Here is a 19,069-nt window from a genome sequence, read left to right on the forward strand (position 1 = left end):
CACCCGACCCGCAGTAGTCTCGATGCCATGGCCGATCTGCGACTGCGCGTGGTGGCCGGGATCGTCTCGGCGGGGTTGACACTGGGCGTGGCCGAACTGTTCGCGGCTTTCCTCGGCCTCGACAACGCGCCGCTGCACGTCCTCGGCTCGGCCGTGGTCGACCACACGCCCGACGGATTGCGGGAATGGGCCATCACCACCTTCGGCACGAACGACAAGGCCGTGCTGTACCTGGTCATGGGCGTGATCGCGGTGCTGGTCGCCGGGCTGGCAGGAGCGATCGAGCGGACCGACCGTGCCGCCGGGTCGTGGTTGTTCGTCGGGTTCGGGGTCCTCACGGCATGGCTGGCCGTGACGCGTACGGGTCTGTCCGCCGCGATGCCGACGGTCGTCGGTGTGGCCGTGGGTATCTTCGCGCTGCGTGCGCTCACCCGTCGAATCGACGCTGCGACGGAAACATTTCCTGCCGACGGTCGGGCCGGGGCAGGGCGCTCGACCGTCGATTCCGAGACTCGGACTCCGGCGGAGACGTCGCGGACTGCCGGAGCCGAAGGTCACGCCGGGCGCACCGCGGGCACCGGCGATATGTCCGACGCCTCCGCTGATGGCGGCTCCGCCATCGGTTCGTCCCCGGAGCGCAGGCAGGTCTTGCAGGGACTGCTGGTGGCGAGCGGGTTGGCCGTGACCGCCGGGGTCACCGGACGACTGCTGGGCACCAGGCGCAGCGACGTTTCGGGTGAACGCGCCGCGGTGCGGTTGCCGGAGCCGACGGCTCCCGCCGAACCTCTAACACCCGGCGTCGATCTTCGAGTGCCCGGGCTGACGCCGTACCTGACACCCAACGACGACTTCTACCGGATCGATACCGCGCTGATCGTTCCCCAGGTCTCCAAGGACAGCTGGTCGCTGCGCATCCACGGCATGGTCGACCGGGAAATCCGGCTGAGCTGGGCGGATCTGGCGAATCTTCCGGTGGAGGAACACCTGGTCACCCTGGCCTGTGTGTCGAATCCGGTCGGCGGTGACCTGATCGGCAACGCGCGGTGGCTCGGCTACCGCGTGGATCGGCTGCTCGCCGAAGCCGGACCGCACCCCGATGCGGACATGGTGCTCTCGCACAGCGCCGACGGCTGGACCGCGGGCACTCCGCTGGCGGTGCTCACCGACGGACGCGACGCCCTGCTGGCTGTCGGCATGAACGGCGAGCCCCTTCCGGTGCAGCACGGTTACCCGGCCCGGCTGGTCGTGCCCGGTCTCTACGGCTACGTCTCGGCCACGAAATGGGTGACCGAACTGGAAGTCACCCGCTTCGACCGTGCCACCGCGTACTGGACCCGGCGCGGCTGGTCGGCACTCGGCCCGATCAAGACCGGCACTCGCATCGACACTCCGCGCGCTCGCGGCCGACTCCACCCGGGCCGCATTCCCATCGCCGGTGTCACCTGGGCACAGCATCGCGGCATCCGCGCCGTGGAAGTCCAGATCGACGACGGCCCCTGGCAGCGGGCCCGCCTTTCCGACGAACAGTCCATCGACACCTGGCGCCAGTGGGTCTTCGACTGGGATGCCACCTCCGGCCCGCACACCATCCGCGCCCGCGCCACCGACGGAATCGGCGAAACCCAAACCGCCGAACGCCGCGACGTGATCCCCGACGGCGCCACCGGCTATCCCTCGGTCACCGTCCAGATCGCCTGAGCGCGACCTGTGCCCGACCGAACCGAGCGGCCGTGACGCCGCGTCGACGAACATGCCCCGCAGAAGGGCGTTCTTTCGCGGGGCATGAGGTTTCGGGACGTCAGCTCGCCGCGGAGTCGGCCGTGGCTCGTTCTTTCTCGAGTTGCGCCGGAGCGGACGCGCCGTGGCGGATGAACAATACCGAGGCGGCGACACCGAGGAGCAGGATGGCCGCGGGAAGCAGGGTGGACTGGCTCAGCGCGGTGCTGAAGGAGTCCTTGACGAACTCCGGGATCGGGGCTTGGCCCGCGCCGCCCTCGGCGACGGTCCCGCCGCCCAGTCCGTTCGCCGTCATCCTGGCCGCCACCAGCGCGCTGATCGCCGCACTGCCGAGCACCGAGCCCACCTGGCGGGTGGTGTTGTAGACACCGGCGCCCGCACCAGCCTGCTGGACCGGCAAGTTGTGGGTCGCCGTGGCCGCCAGCGGAGCCCAGATGCAGGCGTTGGCGAAGCCGGCCAGCGCGGCGGCCACCAGGAACCAGGCCAGCGACGAGTGCGGATCCATCAGTACGGAGAACCAGAACACCGACAGCGCGAACAGGCCGAAGCCGATGGTGGGCACGGTCCTCGGGTGCAACCGGTCGGCGAACTTGCCGACCAGCGGGGCCGCGAAGCCGGTCACGATCGCCATGGGCGCGAAGACCAGCGCGGACTTCGTCGGCGACATTTCCCGCACGGCCTGCAGGTAGAAGTACGTCGGCACCATCAGGGAGGTCACTGCCGCACCCATCGCGGCGATCGCGGCGTTGGACAGCGCGAAGTTGCGGTCCCGGAACAGGCTGAGCGGCAGCAGCGGCTCCCCCTTGTTCCTGGCCTGGTTGACCAAGAACACCGCGAACACCGCCAGGCCGGCACCGATCAACAGCCAGATCCGCAGCGACCAGTCGTAGCTGTTGCCCTCCTGGATGCCGAACACCAGCAAGAACATGCCGATACCGCTGAGCAGCACGCCGGGGATGTCGAACTTGTGCTCGTGGGTGGGCAGCGCGGGCACCAGCCAGACCGCCAGCGCGAAGGCGACCGCACCGACCGGAACGTTCACGATGAAGATCCACTCCCAGCCGAGCCCGTCCACCAGCACACCGCCGAGGATCGGCCCGATCAGCGTCGCGAGCCCCGCCACGCCACCCCACAAACCCATCGCGGCGCCGCGCCGGTCCGGCGGGAAAGTCCTGGTGATCACGGCCATGGTCTGCGGCGTCATCAGTGCGGCGCCGACACCCTGTGCGGCGCGCGCCGCGATCAGCATGCCGATGCTGCCGGACAGGCCACACCACAGCGACGCGGCGGTGAACACCGCCAAGCCGATCAGATAGATGTTCTTGGGGCCGAAGCGGTCACCCAACCTTCCGGTGACCAGCAGCGGCACCGCGTAGGTGAGCAGGTAGGCGCTGGTCACCCAGATCACCTGGGAGATATCGGCGTGCAGGCTCGTCATGATCGCGGGATTGGCGACCGCGACGATCGTCATGTCCAGCAGGATCATGAAGAAGCCCACGACCAGCGCGAGTAGCGCCGGCCACGGATTGCGTGGTGTGGACATGTGTTTCGTTCCTAACTCGGACTATCCGAAAAGCTCGGGTCGGGGTTCGCCACGAGGCCGCTCGGCACCGATGGCGTCGTGCCGGCGTCGGACGATGGACCGTCGCCGGAGCCGACGGGCGCGCCGGTCCGGGGGTCGAAGTCCTCCCATTCGAGTGCGCCGCTGTCCAATTCGGCCGTGAACTCCTCGACCCAGGTCAGTTCGGCGGCCAGCATCGCCCGCAGGTAGGGCAGGGCGATCCAGTAGCGGCGCGGGACGGCGTGCTCTCGAGCCCACGCATTCAGCATGTCGGTGTCGGCCAACTCGGCTTTCAACACGCCGATCCGTTCGCGCAGTAGCGCGAGCGCCTCCGGCTTGGGCAGATTGTGCATCTCGCCCAGCGCCACCGGGAAGATCGGATACTCCGGCACGGGTTGCCGCACGATCTCGGCGATCCGGTTGCGCAGTGCGTCCCTGCCGCGCCCGGTGATCCGGTAGGTGGTGCGTTCGGGCCGGTTGCCCGCACGGTCGACGCCCTCGGCGCGGACCAATTGCTGGTCGGCCAGCCGGGACACGGTGTGGTACAGCGAGCCGGGCCGCACCTTCACCAGCTTGTCCTCCCGCCGGGCGATCAGCGTCTGGAACATCTCGTACGGATGCATGGGCCGCTCCTCGAGCAGCGCGAGCACAGCGATGGCCAGCGGCGTCACCGAGGAATGCGCCTGCCCTTGCCCCACGCCTGTTCACCTCCGTTGCGGATGAGTCTCGACCTGTCGGCCGCCTCCACGCCGAGCTTGCCCCGCAAAGGTATCGGCGGATGCCGACATGCTCCACGCTAAATATTCCACGTGGAATATACGGCGCGGAACAGTCCATCGACAAGGATGTGTGACCGGTGATGGGCGACACAGTTCTTCGTCGGCGCGTTCCCGTGGCCTGCCGAATAGATGAGAGGCCGTCGAGAGATGACTCTCGACGGCCTCTCGATCAGCTCCCGCCGCGAGGTCGGCAACGTCGGCGACCCCGGTACAGCGCCATTGCTGATACGGGACTGGGTAGTGATGTTGTTCGCGAAGCCCTCCAGAGGGCTCGTCTAGAAGACTATGCCCGGGCTCGCCGGAGCGGCAGTGTCGGATGCGACATCTATCGCTCGATTTCCGACATCAGTCTTGCGTTGGCCTCGAGCTCACCGGGGTATCGAAGCAGACCGGTCGACCGGCTACAGGGCGTGCTGGTCCAACCAGTCGCGCGCGACATCCCCCGGCGCGGAGCCCTCGTCACGAACGCGCCGGATCATCACGGCCAACTCGTCCGTCGTCAGTTCACCCGCGACATAGTTCAGCTTCTTGATCTGGCGCTGGTCCAGCAAGCCCTTGCGGAACAGCGGCAGCACGTTCTCGGCGCGCACCGCGTAATCGTCGTCGGACAGCACGGCCAGACCGTCGGTCGCGCCGGGCGCCAGTTCGGGCGGACCGCTCAGCAAACCGGCCTGGACCTGACCGTCCAGCAATGCTTTTCGCAGCGCGGCCGGATCCGGGAACGCCACGGTGGCCGCGAAGTCGCACCCACCGACCCGATCGCGCCCGGCCGACGGCAACAGGCCGGGCGTGACCGCCACGCCGACGGTCAGCTCACCGCAGCGTGGCGCGAGATCGCCCACCGAACGCACCTTGTCCTGGGCCGCCGCCTGCGCGGTGAGCAGCACCCGCGGTCGCAGATCGGCGCCGTCGGCGAAGTCGGAGACCACCAGCCCCTCGGGCAGTGCGGCGCTCACCGCGTTCGCCACGGATTTCGGCAGCCGATCCGTCGCGTGTTCGTCGAAATGGGTGAGCAACGCGCCGGTGTGCTCGGCGAGCACCTGGACCCGGTCGGCGTCCAGCGCGGCGAGGTAATCCTCCCGGCCACCCAGACGCGCGGAGACCGCGGTGCGCGCCCCGGTACGCGCCAGTGCGCCCGCATAGATTTCGGCGAGCACCGACGACTCCACCGAATCACCCGCGCCGACGGTGATCGACGGTCCCGGCGCGTCGTTCCCGCAGGACACGACCAGAGCGACGGAAGCGACCACCAGCAACCGAGCCAGCACCCGCTGTGACGCGGCCAACACCATCCGGCGACACCAACTCTCCGTCGAATCGACACAGCCAACAGAAAAACCCGGAAGCGGGCAGTATGGACACCCAGAATGTACCGGCGGCCGCTCGGTGCCGAGACCGCGCACCGCCGTCATGTCGGAAGGACTCTCGTGAAATCCACCCGCATCCCCGGTGCCGCCGGGCGTCGGCGCCCCGCTGTGCGCGCCGCGCTGCGCGCCGCTCGCGTCCTCGCCGCCGCCGCGGCGCTCGCCGTCGCGATGATCCTGTCGGCTTGTGGCAATTCCGACCCGCTCGCCACCGGTGGTAGCTGTTCGGGAGACGGATTGATCGTCGGTTCGGCGAACTTCCCGGAATCCGAGACCGTCGCCAACGTGTACGCGGAGGTGTTGCGCGCCAACGGTTTCACCGTGGACACCAAGCTCAATATCGGCAGCCGCGAAGCCTACGTTCCCGCCGTTCGGCAGTGCGCCATCTCGGTGATCCCCGACTACACCGGCAACCTGCTGCAATACCTGGACAAGAACGCCACAGCCACCAGCGCGGCCGATGTCGAGAGCGCGCTGGGCGAGGCGCTCGGTTCCGATCTCGCGATCGGCACGCCCGCGCCCGGGGAGGATTCCGACGCCGTCGTGGTCACCCGCGCCACCGCGCAGCGCTGGAACCTGCGCACGATCGCCGACCTGGCCGCGCACTCGGCCGAGGTGAAATTCGGCGCGCCCGCCGAGTTCCAGGAGCGCGCAGGCGGCCTGCCCGGCCTGAAGAAGAACTACGGCCTCGACATCGCCGCGAACAATTTCGTGCCGATCGCCGACGGCGGCGGCCCCGCCACGGTGCGCGCGCTGGTCGAGGGCCAGGTGACCGCGGCCAATATCTTCACCACCGCACCCGCCATCGCGCAGAACGACCTCGTGGTGCTGGAAGACCCGAAGCACAACTTCCCCGCGCAGAACGTGGTGCCGCTGCTGAACGCGAGCAAGAAGTCGGACAAGCTGCTCGCGGCGCTGAACGCGGTGTCGGCGCAGCTGACCACCGCCGAGCTGGTCGAGTTGAACAAGGCCGTATCCGGTAGCGCCAAGACCGAGCCCAAGGCCGCCGCAGCGGCCTGGGTCGCCGCCAAGGGGCTGAACAAGCCGGTGGGCTAGGGGGCGAGTCGATGTCCGATATCGCGTTCTCCGGTATCAGCAAGATCTATCCGGACGGCACCCATGCCGTCACCGACCTCGATCTGCGCATCGAATCCGGGTCGTTCACCGTGTTCGTCGGACCCTCCGGCTGCGGGAAGACGACCTCGATGCGGATGATCAACCGCATGATCGTGCCGACTTCGGGGACGATCACCATTGCCGGACAAGATATTTCGACCGTTGACCCGGTCCGGCTCCGCCTCGGGATCGGGTACGTCATCCAGAGCGGCGGCCTGCTGCCGCACCGGACGGTCCTCGACAACGTCGCGACCGTTCCGGTGCTGCGCGGTGACTCGCGCCGGGCCGCCCGCGCCGCGGCGCTCGAGGTACTCGACCGGGTCGGCCTGGACCGATCGCTGGCCCAGCGGTACCCGGCGCAACTGTCCGGGGGTCAGCAGCAGCGTGTCGGCGTGGCCCGCGCGCTGGCGGCCGATCCGCCGATCCTGCTGATGGACGAGCCGTTCAGCGCGGTCGACCCGGTGGTGCGCGCCGAATTGCAGATCGAAACGCAAAGGCTCCAAGCCGAATTACACAAGACCATCGTTTTCGTCACGCACGACATCGATGAGGCGATCACGCTCGGCGATCGCGTGGCGGTGTTCGGCCGCGGCGGCACATTGCAGCAGTACGACCCGCCGCAGCGTCTGCTGGCGCAGCCCGCCACGGACTTCGTCGCCGACTTCGTCGGCCGGGACCGCGGCTACCGCGGGTTGTCCTTCCGCACCGCGACCGACGTTCCGCTGCACGAGATCCGGACGGCCGTCGTGGACGAGGTGGACCGGCTGCGGCTGGACGCGGGCGAATGGGTGCTGGTGGTGGACGCGCAGCGCAAGCCGGTCGGCTGGATCGACGTCACCGGGGTCGAGGGCTTGCGCGCGGGTCGTACGCCGGCCGAGAGCATGTCGGCGGGCGGCTCGCTGTTCACCCCGACCGGTGACCTGCGCCAAGCGCTGGACGCCGCGATCTCCTCACCCTCCGGAGTAGGCGTAGCCGTGGACGACGCGGGTGCGGTGCGGGGCGGGGTGCTGGCCACCGAGGTGCTCGAGCAGTTGGCCGGGCAGCGCGCGCACGAAGACGCCGAACGCAACCGGCACTTCTTCGAAGAACAGGTGCGATAGCCGGCCATGCGATATCTCGTCGAGAATTTCCCGGAGGTCATGGGTTTCACCGCGACCCATCTCTATCTCGCGCTGACGCCGTTGCTGCTGGCATCGGTGATCGCGATTCCGGCCGGCGCGCTGGTGCGGCGGGTGCCGTGGCTGCGCCGGGTCACGGTGACCGCCGCGAGCCTGGCCTACACGGTTCCGTCGCTGGCGCTGCTGGTGATCATTCCTCCGCTGGTGGGGATCTCGGCCATCGACCCGCTGAACGTGATCATCGCGCTCACCATCTACTCCACGGCCCTGCTGGTGATCGCCGTGCCCGCCGCTCTTGATTCGGTGCCCGCCACCGTGCTCGACGCGGCCGACGCCGTCGGCTACGGCCCGCTGCGCCGCACCCTCACCGTGGACATGCCGTTGGCCGTGCCGGTTTTCGTGTCCAGCCTGCGGGTGGTGGTGGTGACCAACATCGCGATGGTGTCGGTGGGCGCGCTGATCGGCGTCGGCGGGCTCGGCAAGCTCTTCACCCAGGGTTATCAGCGCGACTACCCGGACGAGATCATCGCGGGCGTCCTCGTGACGCTCGTGCTCGCACTGGTCGCCGACCGTGTGGTGTACGCGCTGGGCCGCTGGTCGACGCCGTGGGTCCGCGCGGACGCCAGGACCGTGCGGGCGAAAGGCGCCGCCGCGTGAATCTCTTTATCGACGCCTGGCAGTACTTCACCGACGCCGCCAACTGGCGCGGGCCTTCCGGCATCGGAACCCGCATCGTTCAGCATCTCTGGTACAGCTTTCTGACCATCGCCGTCTCGGCGGTGATCGCGGTGCCCCTCGGCCTGGTGATCGGTCACACCAGGCGCGGCGCGGCGGTGCTGGTCGGCTTCGCCAACGCCATGCGCGCGCTGCCGACCCTCGGCCTGTTGACGTTCCTGGTGCTGCTGCTCGGCCTCGGCCTGATCCCGCCGCTGCTGGCCCTGGTCACGGTCGGCGTTCCGCCGCTGCTGGCGGGCGCGTACGCCGGAATCGCGAACGTCCCCACCGATGTCGTGGACGCCTCGCGCGCCATGGGCATGACCGAACGGCAGATCCTGTTCCGGGTGGAGGTGCCCAACGCGCTGCCCATCCTGCTCACCGGCCTGCGCGGCGCGACGCTGCAGGTGGTGGCCACCGCGACGATCGCCGCCTACGTCAACCTCGGCGGGCTGGGCCGGTACATCTTCGACGGCATCAGCCTCTACCGCTACGACCGGGTGCTGGCGGGTGCGTTGCTGGTGGCCGTACTGGCGATGCTGCTGGATGGTCTGCTGGCGTTCGCGGTGTGGGCGAGTGCGCCCGGCGCGGGCCGATTGCGCCGGTTGCCCCGCCCGATGGGTCCGCCCGCGGCCGAATTGCAGACCACGAACTGAGTTCGGCGAACCCAGGCAGTTCGCGGCCGCTACGACGAAGGCGCCCCGTTCGAGGTGAACGGAGCGCCTTCGTCGATGCGGAGAATGCGCGTTACGCGACGCCCTCGGCACGGGCGGCGGCCGCGACCGCCTCGGCGACAGCCGGAGCGACCCGCGGGTCCAGCGGACTGGGGACGATCTTGTCCGGACCGAGCTCGTCGGCCACGACGCTGAGGATCGCGTCGGCGGCGGCGATCTTCATGCCCTCGGTGATCCGCCGGGCGCCCGCGTCCAGCGCGCCCTTGAAGACGCCGGGGAACGCCAGCACGTTGTTGATCTGGTTCGGGAAATCGCTGCGGCCGGTGGCCACGATCGCGGCGTACTTGCGCGCCACCTCGGGGTGGATCTCCGGGTCCGGGTTGGACATGGCGAACACGATCGACTCCGGGGCCATCGACGCGATGAGCTCCTCGGCGATCAGGCCCGCGGACAGCCCGAGGAACACGTCGGCGCCCGCCAGCGCCTCGGCCGCACCGCCGGTGAGGCCGCGCGGATTGGTGCGGGTGGCCAGCTCGACCTTCACCTCGTTGAGGTCGCCGCGCTCCCGGTTCACGATGCCCTTCGAATCGAGCACGGTGACGTCCCGGACACCCGCTGCGAGCAGGATGTTCGTGCACGCCACACCGGCGGCGCCCGCGCCGGACACCACGACCTTCAGTCCCTCGATGCCGCGGCCCTGCACCTTGGCCGCGCCGTTGAGGGCCGCGAGCACCACGATGGCGGTGCCATGCTGGTCGTCGTGCATCACCGGGCAGTCGAGCGCCTCGATCACGCGCTTCTCGATCTCGAAGCAGCGGGGCGCGGAGATGTCCTCCAGGTTCACCGCGCCGAAGCTCGGGCGCAGCCGGATCAGCGTCTCGACGATCTCGTCGACGTCCTTGGTGTCCAACACGATCGGAATCGAATCCAGCCCGGCGAACTTCTTGAACAGCGCCGCCTTGCCCTCCATCACCGGCAGCGAGGCGCGCGGGCCGATGTCACCGAGGCCGAGCACGGCGGTGCCGTCACTGACCACGACCACGAGCCGGTCGGTCCAGGTGTAGCGCTTGGCCAGCGCCTCGTCCTCCGCGATCGCGCGGCTGACCTGGGCGACCCCCGGGGTGTAGGCGATCGAGAGGTCGCGCTGGGTCTCCAAGGGCGCACTGAGTTCGACCGAGAGCTTGCCGCCGAGATGTCCCGCGAAGATTTCGTCGTTTGTGATTTCAGACAGGCTTGCGGTGGAATTCGGTGCGTCAGTCACAGGTGACACGATTTCACTCCTGCTCGGGTCGGGCTAAACCGGGGGACGGTTACCACCGGGTAATGGGTATAAGTCGTTTCACTACGCTCATCGAGTGCGCTGACCGGTATGTTTCGAGGCGGCTGCGAGCGAGCGAACACGGCTTGCCGGTATCTCGACGACGGGCGCGGCACTGATCCGCGAAGCGGAACCGGACGGGTGGGCCCGGACAGAACATGCGGTGTGGTCTCTCGGGTCGCGACGGTACGTCGGCGAGGCGGAGACCTCCGTGATTCCCTCACCCGGCGGTGGCGGAGGTAAGGAATCCGACACATTCTGCCAGTCCGGTAGGCGAGTTGCCAAACCGCATACCCTCTGGGCCGTGTCGCGCTCCATCACCCAACGTTAGGGGCCGGGAATTACCTTCAGGTAAGGGGAAACTCGCCGTTTCCGGCCAGGACGCGGTGAGTAGTCGCACTGCTCGAGGCGGCACCGGTGTGAGAATTGCCTGCACACGACGGGCAGCCGCGGCCGCAGCGGCGCCCGGCCGCCCGCGTCAGGCGACGATATCGCGGGGCTGCCGCGGCATCGTCCGCGGCGCCTCCGGGCGCACCCACACGCTACGCACTCCGCCCGAGGTCAACCGCACCCGCCAGCTGTCGGTCGCGCCGGGATGATCGGTCCTGCGGTGCATGCCCCGGCTCTCCGCGCGCATCAGCGCGCTGTATTTAGTCCATCGCGCCACCGCAAGCAGCGCGGCGGCCTGCCGGGCGCGCAGCAGGTCAACCCCCCTACCGCCCAGGTCGAATTCCGCGCCCGGCCACATCCCGTCGAGTTCGCCGATGCTGTCGCGCAGGCTGCCCGCGCTGCGCCAGTAGCTGCGCCGCAGCGGCAAAGTGTGCTCCTGCACGAGACCGATCACCGCCCGCGGATCGATCCGCGCCACGGCATTGAGCCCGGCTCCCGGCACCTCCTGCGCCGGGGCACGCCGATCGGTCGTGCGGGCGAATGTCGCCGCGCCCGTGCCCGCCCAGACACCGGAGGCCATCGCCCACGCCCCGCCCAGGCCGTCGACGCCGCTCACCGCTCCGGTGACCGACTCGCGGCTGACGACGTCACCCGCGGCGAACAGGCCCGCGACGGTCGTCGCGCACTCGGGCCCGGTGACGCGCAGTCCCCCGGTACCGCGCACGGTGCCGTCGAGCACCGCACGCAGTGGCACTCGCGTCGCGCGGTCTGCGATGCCCTGGTGCGCCGGCCGGGCGCGAACGGCGGCCTGCCCGTCGTCCACAGCGGCGAAGACCCGGCGACCATCGGCGATGGCGGCCAGCGCCGCCGAGCGATGCCCGGGCAACTCGGCGCCGGATTCGTCGTAGAGCGTGGCGAACCGCAGGCCGAGACCTCGCAGCGCGGCGGTGTCGGCATTCCCCTGCGGCAGCAGGCTGTAGGCGCAGGAGAACTCCATCCCGGACAGCTCGGCGCCCGCTTCCGCGGCGAACAACAGACCGTCGCCGGTGTCCACATCGGTTCCCGCACCGCCGGACAGGAACGCGCAGCCGCCCGTGGCCACCACCACCGCGCCGGCGCGCACGGTCCAGCGCTCGAACCCTTCGGCGTTGCGCAGGCCGGTGGCGCCCGCCACCACGCCGTCGCGGTCGACGAGCAACTGCAGGACGGGATGATGATCGAGCACTCGGACGCCGGCTTCCCGCACCCCGCGGCGCATTCTGCGCAGGTAACCGGCGCCGTCCAGGTAGATCCGCCGCGCGGCCGGGGCGGCCGGATCAGTGGCGATCCGATATCCCCACCGCGCCACCTGCTCGATCCGCTGATACGTCTCCTCCAGTACGCGGTACATCAGCTCCGGGTCCCCCAGCCCGCCACCGTGCGCGTGTGCCCGCCGGACCGCCTCGTCCCGCGCGGGGCCCGGCGGGATGTGCCACAACGAGATCACACCGTGCGCGGTCGGTCCGCTCGACCCGCACCGCGCCTTGTCGACCAGCACCACCGTGGCGCCCGCCGCGGCAGCCGAGACGGCCGCCCAGGTACCGGCGGGACCACCGCCGATTACCAGTACATCCGTCTCGAGTTCGGTCATAAAGAAAAATATTCGGGCACAATTCATTCACCCGCAACCAAAGCGGGGTGTCAGCTCCACCATTGCGTCCACAGCAATAGTCCAGCAGCCAGGAAAACCACCATGGATCCGGTAAAAGCGGCCGGACCCCGATGCCGATCCGAATAGATCTGCGCCGCGAGAGCGACCGCCGCGGCCGCCACATGCCAGACGACCGATTCGCCCCCGGGGCCGGGAAAACCGCGCCGGTCGGCGAGGACGGCGGTACCGACCACCACCAGCATGCCTACCACCGTGCCCCCGGCGACGATGCCGCTGAGTCCGCGCACCGGTCTCACGAGCTGATCACCGGTACGCCGGAGGCCTTGTCGGCCAGCTTCTCGAACTGCGCCGGATCCGTGGTGAATTCGCCGAGCCGGATGGTCTTGTTCGTGCCGTGGTAGTCCGACGAACCGGTGGTGAGCAGGCCGAGTTCGGCGGCGAGATCGGTCAGCACCGCGCGGTCGGCTGCGGAGTGGTCGGGGTGCGCGATCTCCAGGCCGCCGAGGCCGAGGGCGGCCAGCTCGCGGATGTCGTCGAGCGCGAGCAGCCTGCCCCGCTTGCGCGCCCTGGTGTGCGCGAGGACGCTGACGCCGCCCGCGGTGGCGATCATCTGCACCGCGCGCCGCAGCGGGGTGTCGGCCTTCTCGGCGTAGTAGCGGCCGTGCGGGGCGAGCAACTCGTCGAACGCCGCGTCCACGGTGGGCACCACGCCGGCGGCGACGAGCGCGCGCGCCAGGTGCGGACGTCCCGCCGAGGGGCCCGCCGAGGCCAGAACGGCGTCGGGATCGATCGGCAGTCCGTCGGCCGCCATGCGCTCGGCCATGGCGCGCAGCCGCTCCACCCGTTCGGCGCGCAGCCGCTCGCGTTCCTCGGCGAAGCCACGGTGGGTGGGGTCGAACAGGTAGGCCAGCAGGTGCACGGGCACCGGCCAGCCGTCCGCGCCGAGGCCGACACAGGACATCTCCATGCCGCGGACCAGCGTCAGCCCCTCCGGCAGCGCCTCGACCGCCTCGGCCCATCCGGCCGTGGTGTCGTGATCGGTGATCGCGACGACGTCCAAGCCCGCCGCGGCCGCGTTCCGCACGAGTTCGGCCGGAGTGTCGGTGCCGTCGGACGCGGTCGAATGGGTATGCAGGTCGATGCGCACGCCTTCAAGTCTTACAGTGCGACGAGGTCGTCCCGCACGCGCAGGCGATCTTCCCCCAGCTCGGTCCACGTAGCATCGTCACGTGCCGTCGTTTTCTCCGCTTTCGTCGCTTCGTGGCTCCGGCCGCACGCCACCGCGGCGGGAACAACGGTTCATCCCGGTTCCGACGGCTCAGGCGATCGTCGACTGCGCGGTGTACGTGGACGGCGAGCGGCTGCCCGGGCGGTTCACCCACAAGGCGGCGCTCGCGCGAGCCCGGGAGGAGCAGAACGGATTCGTCTGGGTCGGGCTGCACGATCCGGACCTGGCGCAGATGACCGACATCGCCGAGACTTTTGGATTGCACCAGCTGGCCACCGAGCACGCCCTGCAAAAACACCAGCGGCCGAAGCTGGAGCGTTACGACGATTCGCTACTGCTGGTGCTGCGTACGGTCAGTTACGTCGAGCACGAGATGAACAGCGTCAGCGAGATCGTGGAGACCGGCGAGATCATCGTGTTCACCGGTCCCGACTTCGTGGTCGCCGTCCGGCACGGTGAGCACTCCGGGCTCGCCGAGGTGCGCAAGGCATTGGAAGAAGATCCCGCGCAGCTGGCGCTGGGTCCCGGCGCGGTGCTGCACGCGATCGCCGACCGGGTCGTGGACTCCTACATCGAGGTGGCCCAGTCGGTCGAGGACGACATCGACGAGATCGAAGAGGAGATCTTCACCCCGCGCAGCAGGGTCACGGTGGAATCCATCTACCAGCTCAAGCGCGAAGTGGTCGAGTTGCGGCGGGCGGTGAATCCGCTCGCGGCGCCGCTGGAGCTGCTGAGTCACAAACCGGATCTGCCGGTGCCCAAGGAGGTCCGGCGCTATCTGCGCGACGTCGCCGAGCACCACGCCGCCGTCACGGAACGGATCAACGACTTCGACGAGGCGCTCAGTGCGCTGATCAGCGCCGCGCTGGCCCGGATCGGCGTGCAGCAGAACACCGACATGCGCAAGATCTCGGCGTGGGTGGCGATCGCGGCGGTGCCGACGATGATCGCGGGCATCTACGGCATGAACTTCGACCACATGCCCGAATTACACCAGGTGTGGGGCTATCCGGCGGTATGGCTGGTCATCCTCGCGATCTGCACCGGCCTGTTCTTCACCTTCCGTCGCAACGAGTGGCTGTAGCCGAGCCGGGGATCACAGGCTGGCGGCGCCGCGCCCCGGGTCGCGCACGTCGATCCCCGCCTCCTGCCAGGCGTCCCGCAATGCCTGCGCGCCACGAACCCGCACCCACGCCGCTTCCGTCGCGGTCACCGGCGTCACCCCGAAGTACCGCACCGGCTCGGCCGGGTCGGGCAGCGCCACGTCCGGAATCTCGCTGTCACCGAGCAGCACCGCGGTGAACGGCGCGTTGCGCCAGATCGGCTCACTCAGGTCCATCAACGCGTCCGGTTGCAGCACAACGCCTTCCACGGCCGGTGCCGCGGCGAGCACGCCGAGCGACTTGGCCAGGCCCGCACTAGCGCCCACGCCGGAGCGCAGCGTCAGCACCAGCTCCGCGCGCGGCCCGCGCACCGGATCCGCGTGCAGGGCGGTGGGATCGCCCATCGGATGGCGGCTTCCGCCCAACGTCACGTAATGCACCAGATCACCGTCGGCGATGCGCAGGATCTCGATCGGCTCCAAGCCCAGGAAAGTGACCGACGCGGCGTCGACGTTCGCGGCGTCCACGCCGAAATGGCCCAGCACCTCGGTGCGGACCCGCTCCAGCACCTCCATGCGTCAGATCGCCAGCCGCGCGAGCATATCCCGCGCCTGTTCGGCCGACTTCGGATCGCACAGCACGTCGTAGCGGCCCGCCACCAGCTGCATGGTGGACGCGAAATCGCGCTGACCCCTGGTCGCCGCGTACGGGATCGAGGTCGAGATGACGCCGAAGATGATGCCGCCGACCAGGCCGACAAGCAATGGCCCCAGCGCGCCGCTGGTGGTGAACAGGCTCAGCAGCAGACCTAGGAACAGGCCGAGCCAGGCGCCCGACACCACGCCGCCCCCGATCACCTTGCCCCAGCTGAGCCGATAGAGGACCCGCTCGACCTGCATCAAGTCGACACCGACGATGGTCACGTCCTGCACCGGGAACTGGTTGTCGGCCAGGTAGTCGACCGCCTTCTGCGCCTCGGCATAGGTCGGATAGGAACCGACCGGCCAGCCCGACGGGGGCGTCGGGAGGCCCTGCCGCGCACGGCTCGAGTTCCCCAAGGGATTCGTCATAGCTCCATTCTGCTATTTCGAAGCATCCCGCGGTGGTGTGAAACGCGTGGTACGCGTCATGGCGGCGGCGCGCCCCTTCTCCGCGATCACCTGAGCCATCTTGGCGCTGGCCTCATCGATCATCTCGTCGCCGAGCATCACCGCGCCACGCGCGCCGCCCGCCGCGGAGGTGTGGAACGCGTAGGCGTCCAGGATCTCCTCGGCGCGGTCGTAATCGGACTGGCGCGGGCTGAAGATCTCGTTCGCCGCCTCGATCTGGCCCGGATGCAGCACCCACTTGCCGTCGAATCCGAGCGCCGCCGTGCGCGCGGCCGCGCGCCGGAAGCCCTCGACGTCCCGGATCTGCAAGTACGGGCCGTCGATCGCCTGCAATCCGTGGGCACGGGCGGCGAGCAGGATGGTCATCAGGATGTGGTGGTAGGCGTCGCCGGTGTCGTAGCCCTCCGGTTGTTCGCCGACCACCAGGGTGCGCATGTTGATGCTGGCCATGAAGTCGGCCGGGCCGAAGACCAGGGTCTGCACCCGTGGGCTCGCGGTGGCGATCGCGTCGATATTGCGCAGTCCCAGCGCGTTCTCGATCTGCGGCTCGATACCGATCCGGCCGGTGTCCAGGCCGCAGGTCTTCTCCAACTGGGTCAGCAGCAGGTCCAGCGCGCGCACCTGGCCCGCGTCGGTCACCTTGGGCAGCAGGATCGCGTCCAGCGCCGCGCCCGCGCCCTCGACCACGGAAATGACATCGGCGTAGGTCCATTCGGTGGTCCAGTCGTTCACCCGGACCACGCGCAGTTGCGTTCCCCACCCGGAGTCGTTCAGCGCCGCGACGATGTTCGCCCGCGCCTCGGCCTTCGCGGCCGGGGCGACCGCGTCCTCCAGATCGAGAAACACCTCGTCGACGGGCAAGGTCTTGGCTTTCTCGATCATCTTCGTGTTGCTGCCCGGACAGGCGAGCACCGAACGGCGCGGTTTCATGATCACTCCCGTCGATCGTGGCGCGGTGCGGACACCGGCCCGCGAACATCTAGCCTGGCAGCATGGCAGCTACCAGGGTGTACGTCGCCAGGCTGGCCGGATTGGCGGTGCTGGGACCGGACGGCGAGTCTATCGGCCGGATCCGTGACGTCGTCGTGGCCGTCCGCTCCGACCGCCAGCAGCCCCGGGTGCACGGTCTGGTCGTCGAATTGCCCACGCGGCGGCGTATTTTCGTGCCCATCCTGCGGGTCACCGCGATCGAACCCGGCGTGGTCACGCTGAACACCGGAACGGTCAGCCTGCGGCGTTTCACCCAGCGACCCGGCGAGATGCTCGCCCTGGCACAGATCGTCGACTCGGTGGTGCGGGTCGAGGACCCGGACCTGCCGGATCTGGCGGGCGTCGACGTCCACGTGATCGATCTCGGCCTGGAACAAACCCGGTCCAGGGACTGGCTGGTCACCAGGGTCGCGGTGCGCGGGCACCGCAGATTGGGCCGCAGGCGCACGGTGCACGTGGTCGACTGGAGCATGGTGTCCGGCCTGACGCCCTACGAGATCGACCGGCCGGGACAGGACGTCACCCAGCTGCTGGAGCAGTTCGAGGGCATGCGCGCGGCCGACGTCGCACTGCAGCTGCGCGAGCTGCCGGAGAAGCGGCGGATCGAAGTGGCCGTCGCGCTGGACGACGAACGCCTGGCCGACGTGGTGCAGGAACTTCCCGACGACGAACAGGTCGAGCTGCTCAGCCACCTGGAAGTACGGCGGGCCGCCGACGTGCTCGAGGCGATGGACCCCGACGACGCCGCCGACCTGCTGGGCGAGCTGCCCGAGGGTGAGGCCGAATCGCTGCTCGCCCTGATGGACCCGCAGGAGTCCGAGCCGGTGCGCAGGCTGCTCGAGCACTCCCCCTACAGCGCGGGCGGTCTGATGACGCCGAAGCCGATCATCCTGACGCCGTCCACCACGGTGGCCGAAGCGCTGGCGCGGGTGCGCAACCCCGACCTGACCCCGGCGCTGGCCAGCATGGTGTTCGTGGTCCGTCCGCCCACCGCGACGCCGACCGGCCGCTACCTGGGTTCGGTGCACATCCAGCAATTGCTGCGCGAACCACCGGCCCACCTGGTCGGCGGCATTCTCGACACCGATCTGTCGCCGCTGCGCCCCGAACTCCCGCTCGCCGCGGTGACCCGGTACTTCGCGACCTACAACCTGGTCTGCGGACCGGTGGTGGACGAGGAGAACCACCTGCTCGGGGCGGTGAGCGTCGACGACGTCCTCGACCACCTGCTGCCCGAGGACTGGCGCGACCAGGTAGAGAACGACGAGCGGGGCGGGGCGTGAGGCGGCAGCGTGGCGTGACCACGCAGGGCCGCGCTCACGCACGGAAGGACACACCGTGAGCGAGAACGACCCGGGCGTGCGGCTCGGTCACAGCAGGGCCCGCCAGCGGCTGGAGACGCCGGTGGAAGGCCGGTTCCGATTCGAGTGGGACGCCGAGGCATTGGCCCGCAGCAGCGAGCGGGTGGCGCGATTCCTGGGCACCGGACGATATCTGGCGGTCCAGACGATCCTGGTGCTGGTCTGGATCTTCTTGAACGTCTTCGTGGTCGCGCTGCGCTGGGACCCGTATCCGTTCATCCTGCTGAATCTGGCGTTCTCCACCCAGGCCGCCTACGCGGCGCCGCTGATCCTGCTCGCACAGAACCGGCAGGACAACCGGGACCGGGTCGCCTTGGAGGAGGACCGGAGGCGGGCCGCGCAGACCAAGGCCGACACCGAGTTCCTGGCCCGCGAACTCGCGGCGCTGCGCATCGCGGTCGGCGAAGTGGCCACCCGCGATTACCTGCGCCGGGAATTGGAAGAGCTGAAAGGCATTCTGGACCGGATCGAGTCCGCGGAATCCCCGGATCAAGAGATCCGGGCGGAAAGCGGTGGAAAGAGCGGGCGCAAGAAAAGCTCCGGCCGAAAGCCCGCCCCAGCTCCGGTTTCACCGTCGGTAACCAGTGATCAACCGGAAATACCGAATAACGACCTGACTGGTGGGTAACCTGGACAACGTTGTCCAGAGCGGCCAGGGCAGGGCATGTCCCGGACGGCTGCTCCCACGACGTCGAGGATTGGGTGTGGCCGAATGCGTGTATCCGCTCCGATAACGGTCTCGGCTTTGGTTGTTGCTGGTGTGGTGGTGAGTAGTTCAGGGGTGCAGTCGCCGGTGGGTACGGGCGCGCCGCAGGCGCCGGAGGTGTTGTCGGCGGCGTCTCCTGGCGCGGGCGCC

General features: G+C 69.2%; 18 protein-coding genes. 8 read left to right on the plus strand and 10 right to left on the minus strand.

Annotated features, from left to right (window positions below):
- The first annotated feature begins 27 nt into the window (after positions 1–27).
- On the plus strand, positions 28–1,698 hold the full coding sequence (locus ON19_RS23960) for a molybdopterin-dependent oxidoreductase (RefSeq protein ID WP_043697227.1): 1,671 nt from the start codon (positions 28–30) through the stop codon (positions 1,696–1,698).
- Positions 1,699–1,798: 100 nt separating this feature from the next.
- On the opposite strand, the gene ON19_RS23965 is transcribed toward ON19_RS23960, so the two are convergent.
- The 3 genes from ON19_RS23965 to ON19_RS23975 form a co-directional block, all read right to left on the minus strand.
- On the minus strand, positions 1,799–3,280 hold the full coding sequence (locus ON19_RS23965; protein ID WP_043697229.1) for a DHA2 family efflux MFS transporter permease subunit: 1,482 nt from the start codon (positions 3,278–3,280) through the stop codon (positions 1,799–1,801).
- Positions 3,281–3,291: 11 nt separating this feature from the next.
- Positions 3,292–3,996, minus strand: a complete 705-nt coding sequence (locus tag ON19_RS23970; protein ID WP_083899590.1) for a PadR family transcriptional regulator — start codon at positions 3,994–3,996, stop codon at positions 3,292–3,294.
- Between the two features lie 482 nt (positions 3,997–4,478).
- A complete protein-coding gene (locus ON19_RS23975) occupies positions 4,479–5,369 on the minus strand; it encodes a glycine betaine ABC transporter substrate-binding protein (protein ID WP_043697233.1) in 891 nt (296 codons plus the stop codon).
- Between the two features lie 243 nt (positions 5,370–5,612).
- Between ON19_RS23975 and ON19_RS23980 the strand changes: the two genes are divergently transcribed.
- Genes ON19_RS23980 through ON19_RS23995 form a run of 4 tightly spaced genes read left to right on the plus strand, consistent with a single transcriptional unit; the run spans position 5,613 to position 9,045 of the window.
- Positions 5,613–6,497, plus strand: coding sequence for an ABC transporter substrate-binding protein (locus ON19_RS23980; RefSeq protein WP_169334212.1), 885 nt, complete (start codon positions 5,613–5,615; stop codon positions 6,495–6,497).
- 11 nt (positions 6,498–6,508) lie between these two features.
- Positions 6,509–7,657: an ABC transporter ATP-binding protein gene (locus ON19_RS23985; protein WP_043697236.1), complete on the plus strand. Its 1,149-nt coding sequence runs from the start codon at positions 6,509–6,511 to the stop codon at positions 7,655–7,657.
- Positions 7,658–7,663: 6 nt separating this feature from the next.
- Positions 7,664–8,332, plus strand: coding sequence for an ABC transporter permease (locus ON19_RS23990; protein ID WP_043697240.1), 669 nt, complete (start codon positions 7,664–7,666; stop codon positions 8,330–8,332).
- Positions 8,329–9,045, plus strand: a complete 717-nt coding sequence (locus tag ON19_RS23995; RefSeq protein ID WP_051169241.1) for an ABC transporter permease — start codon at positions 8,329–8,331, stop codon at positions 9,043–9,045. The genes ON19_RS23990 and ON19_RS23995 overlap by 4 nt, the downstream gene beginning before the upstream one ends.
- A gap of 91 nt (positions 9,046–9,136) precedes the next feature.
- Here the strand turns inward: ON19_RS23995 and ON19_RS24000 are convergent, their stop codons facing one another.
- From ON19_RS24000 to ON19_RS24015, 4 genes are all read right to left on the minus strand, one after another.
- Positions 9,137–10,333: an NAD(P)-dependent malic enzyme gene (locus ON19_RS24000; protein ID WP_043697243.1), complete on the minus strand. Its 1,197-nt coding sequence runs from the start codon at positions 10,331–10,333 to the stop codon at positions 9,137–9,139.
- A gap of 526 nt (positions 10,334–10,859) precedes the next feature.
- Positions 10,860–12,401, minus strand: coding sequence for an FAD-dependent oxidoreductase (locus ON19_RS24005; protein WP_043697246.1), 1,542 nt, complete (start codon positions 12,399–12,401; stop codon positions 10,860–10,862).
- 50 nt (positions 12,402–12,451) lie between these two features.
- Positions 12,452–12,664, minus strand: a complete 213-nt coding sequence (locus ON19_RS24010) for a hypothetical protein (RefSeq protein WP_227954631.1) — start codon at positions 12,662–12,664, stop codon at positions 12,452–12,454.
- 50 nt (positions 12,665–12,714) lie between these two features.
- Positions 12,715–13,569: a PHP domain-containing protein gene (locus ON19_RS24015; protein ID WP_043697251.1), complete on the minus strand. Its 855-nt coding sequence runs from the start codon at positions 13,567–13,569 to the stop codon at positions 12,715–12,717.
- A gap of 82 nt (positions 13,570–13,651) precedes the next feature.
- Here ON19_RS24015 and ON19_RS24020 point away from each other — a divergent pair, with 82 nt between their 5' ends.
- Positions 13,652–14,734, plus strand: a complete 1,083-nt coding sequence (locus ON19_RS24020; protein WP_063709484.1) for a magnesium and cobalt transport protein CorA — start codon at positions 13,652–13,654, stop codon at positions 14,732–14,734.
- 12 nt (positions 14,735–14,746) lie between these two features.
- Here the strand turns inward: ON19_RS24020 and ON19_RS24025 are convergent, their stop codons facing one another.
- From ON19_RS24025 to ON19_RS24035, 3 genes are read right to left on the minus strand one after another with little or no spacing between them, the layout of a single operon-like run.
- A complete protein-coding gene (locus ON19_RS24025; RefSeq protein WP_083899592.1) occupies positions 14,747–15,328 on the minus strand; it encodes a suppressor of fused domain protein in 582 nt (193 codons plus the stop codon).
- Positions 15,329–15,331: 3 nt separating this feature from the next.
- Positions 15,332–15,823 carry a YflT domain-containing protein gene (locus tag ON19_RS24030; protein ID WP_043697254.1) on the minus strand — a complete coding sequence of 164 codons (492 nt, stop codon included), beginning with the start codon at positions 15,821–15,823 and terminating at the stop codon, positions 15,332–15,334.
- A gap of 12 nt (positions 15,824–15,835) precedes the next feature.
- Positions 15,836–16,792, minus strand: a complete 957-nt coding sequence (locus tag ON19_RS24035) for an HpcH/HpaI aldolase/citrate lyase family protein (protein ID WP_043697303.1) — start codon at positions 16,790–16,792, stop codon at positions 15,836–15,838.
- 62 nt (positions 16,793–16,854) lie between these two features.
- Between ON19_RS24035 and ON19_RS24040 the strand changes: the two genes are divergently transcribed.
- Together ON19_RS24040 and ON19_RS24045 are read left to right on the plus strand one after the other, a co-directional pair.
- Positions 16,855–18,135, plus strand: coding sequence for a magnesium transporter MgtE N-terminal domain-containing protein (locus ON19_RS24040; protein WP_043697257.1), 1,281 nt, complete (start codon positions 16,855–16,857; stop codon positions 18,133–18,135).
- A 76-nt stretch (positions 18,136–18,211) separates the two neighbouring features.
- Entirely contained in the window at positions 18,212–18,841 is a 630-nt protein-coding gene (locus ON19_RS24045; protein ID WP_051169243.1) for a DUF1003 domain-containing protein, read from the plus strand.
- The last annotated feature ends 228 nt before the right edge of the window (positions 18,842–19,069 follow it).

The sequence above is a fragment of the Nocardia abscessus NBRC 100374 genome, from assembly GCF_000308455.1.
Lineage (GTDB): Bacteria > Actinomycetota > Actinomycetes > Mycobacteriales > Mycobacteriaceae > Nocardia > Nocardia abscessus.

Excerpts from the sequence above, each read along its gene's own strand:
- ON19_RS23980 (WP_169334212.1), top strand. The coding sequence starts at position 5,613 with ATGATCCTGTCGGCTTGTGGCAATTCCGACCCGCTCGCCACCGGTGGT.
- ON19_RS24025 (WP_083899592.1), bottom strand. The coding sequence starts at position 15,328 with ATGGAGGTGCTGGAGCGGGTCCGCACCGAGGTGCTGGGCCATTTCGGC.
- ON19_RS23990 (WP_043697240.1), top strand. The coding sequence starts at position 7,664 with ATGCGATATCTCGTCGAGAATTTCCCGGAGGTCATGGGTTTCACCGCG.
- ON19_RS24005 (WP_043697246.1), bottom strand. The coding sequence starts at position 12,401 with ATGACCGAACTCGAGACGGATGTACTGGTAATCGGCGGTGGTCCCGCC.
- ON19_RS24030 (WP_043697254.1), bottom strand. The coding sequence starts at position 15,823 with ATGACGAATCCCTTGGGGAACTCGAGCCGTGCGCGGCAGGGCCTCCCG.
- ON19_RS23985 (WP_043697236.1), top strand. The coding sequence starts at position 6,509 with ATGTCCGATATCGCGTTCTCCGGTATCAGCAAGATCTATCCGGACGGC.
- ON19_RS24040 (WP_043697257.1), top strand. The coding sequence starts at position 16,855 with ATGGCAGCTACCAGGGTGTACGTCGCCAGGCTGGCCGGATTGGCGGTG.
- ON19_RS23960 (WP_043697227.1), top strand. The coding sequence starts at position 28 with ATGGCCGATCTGCGACTGCGCGTGGTGGCCGGGATCGTCTCGGCGGGG.
- ON19_RS24010 (WP_227954631.1), bottom strand. The coding sequence starts at position 12,664 with ATGCTGGTGGTGGTCGGTACCGCCGTCCTCGCCGACCGGCGCGGTTTT.
- ON19_RS24035 (WP_043697303.1), bottom strand. The coding sequence starts at position 16,792 with ATGAAACCGCGCCGTTCGGTGCTCGCCTGTCCGGGCAGCAACACGAAG.
- ON19_RS23965 (WP_043697229.1), bottom strand. The coding sequence starts at position 3,280 with ATGTCCACACCACGCAATCCGTGGCCGGCGCTACTCGCGCTGGTCGTG.
- ON19_RS23975 (WP_043697233.1), bottom strand. The coding sequence starts at position 5,369 with ATGGTGTTGGCCGCGTCACAGCGGGTGCTGGCTCGGTTGCTGGTGGTC.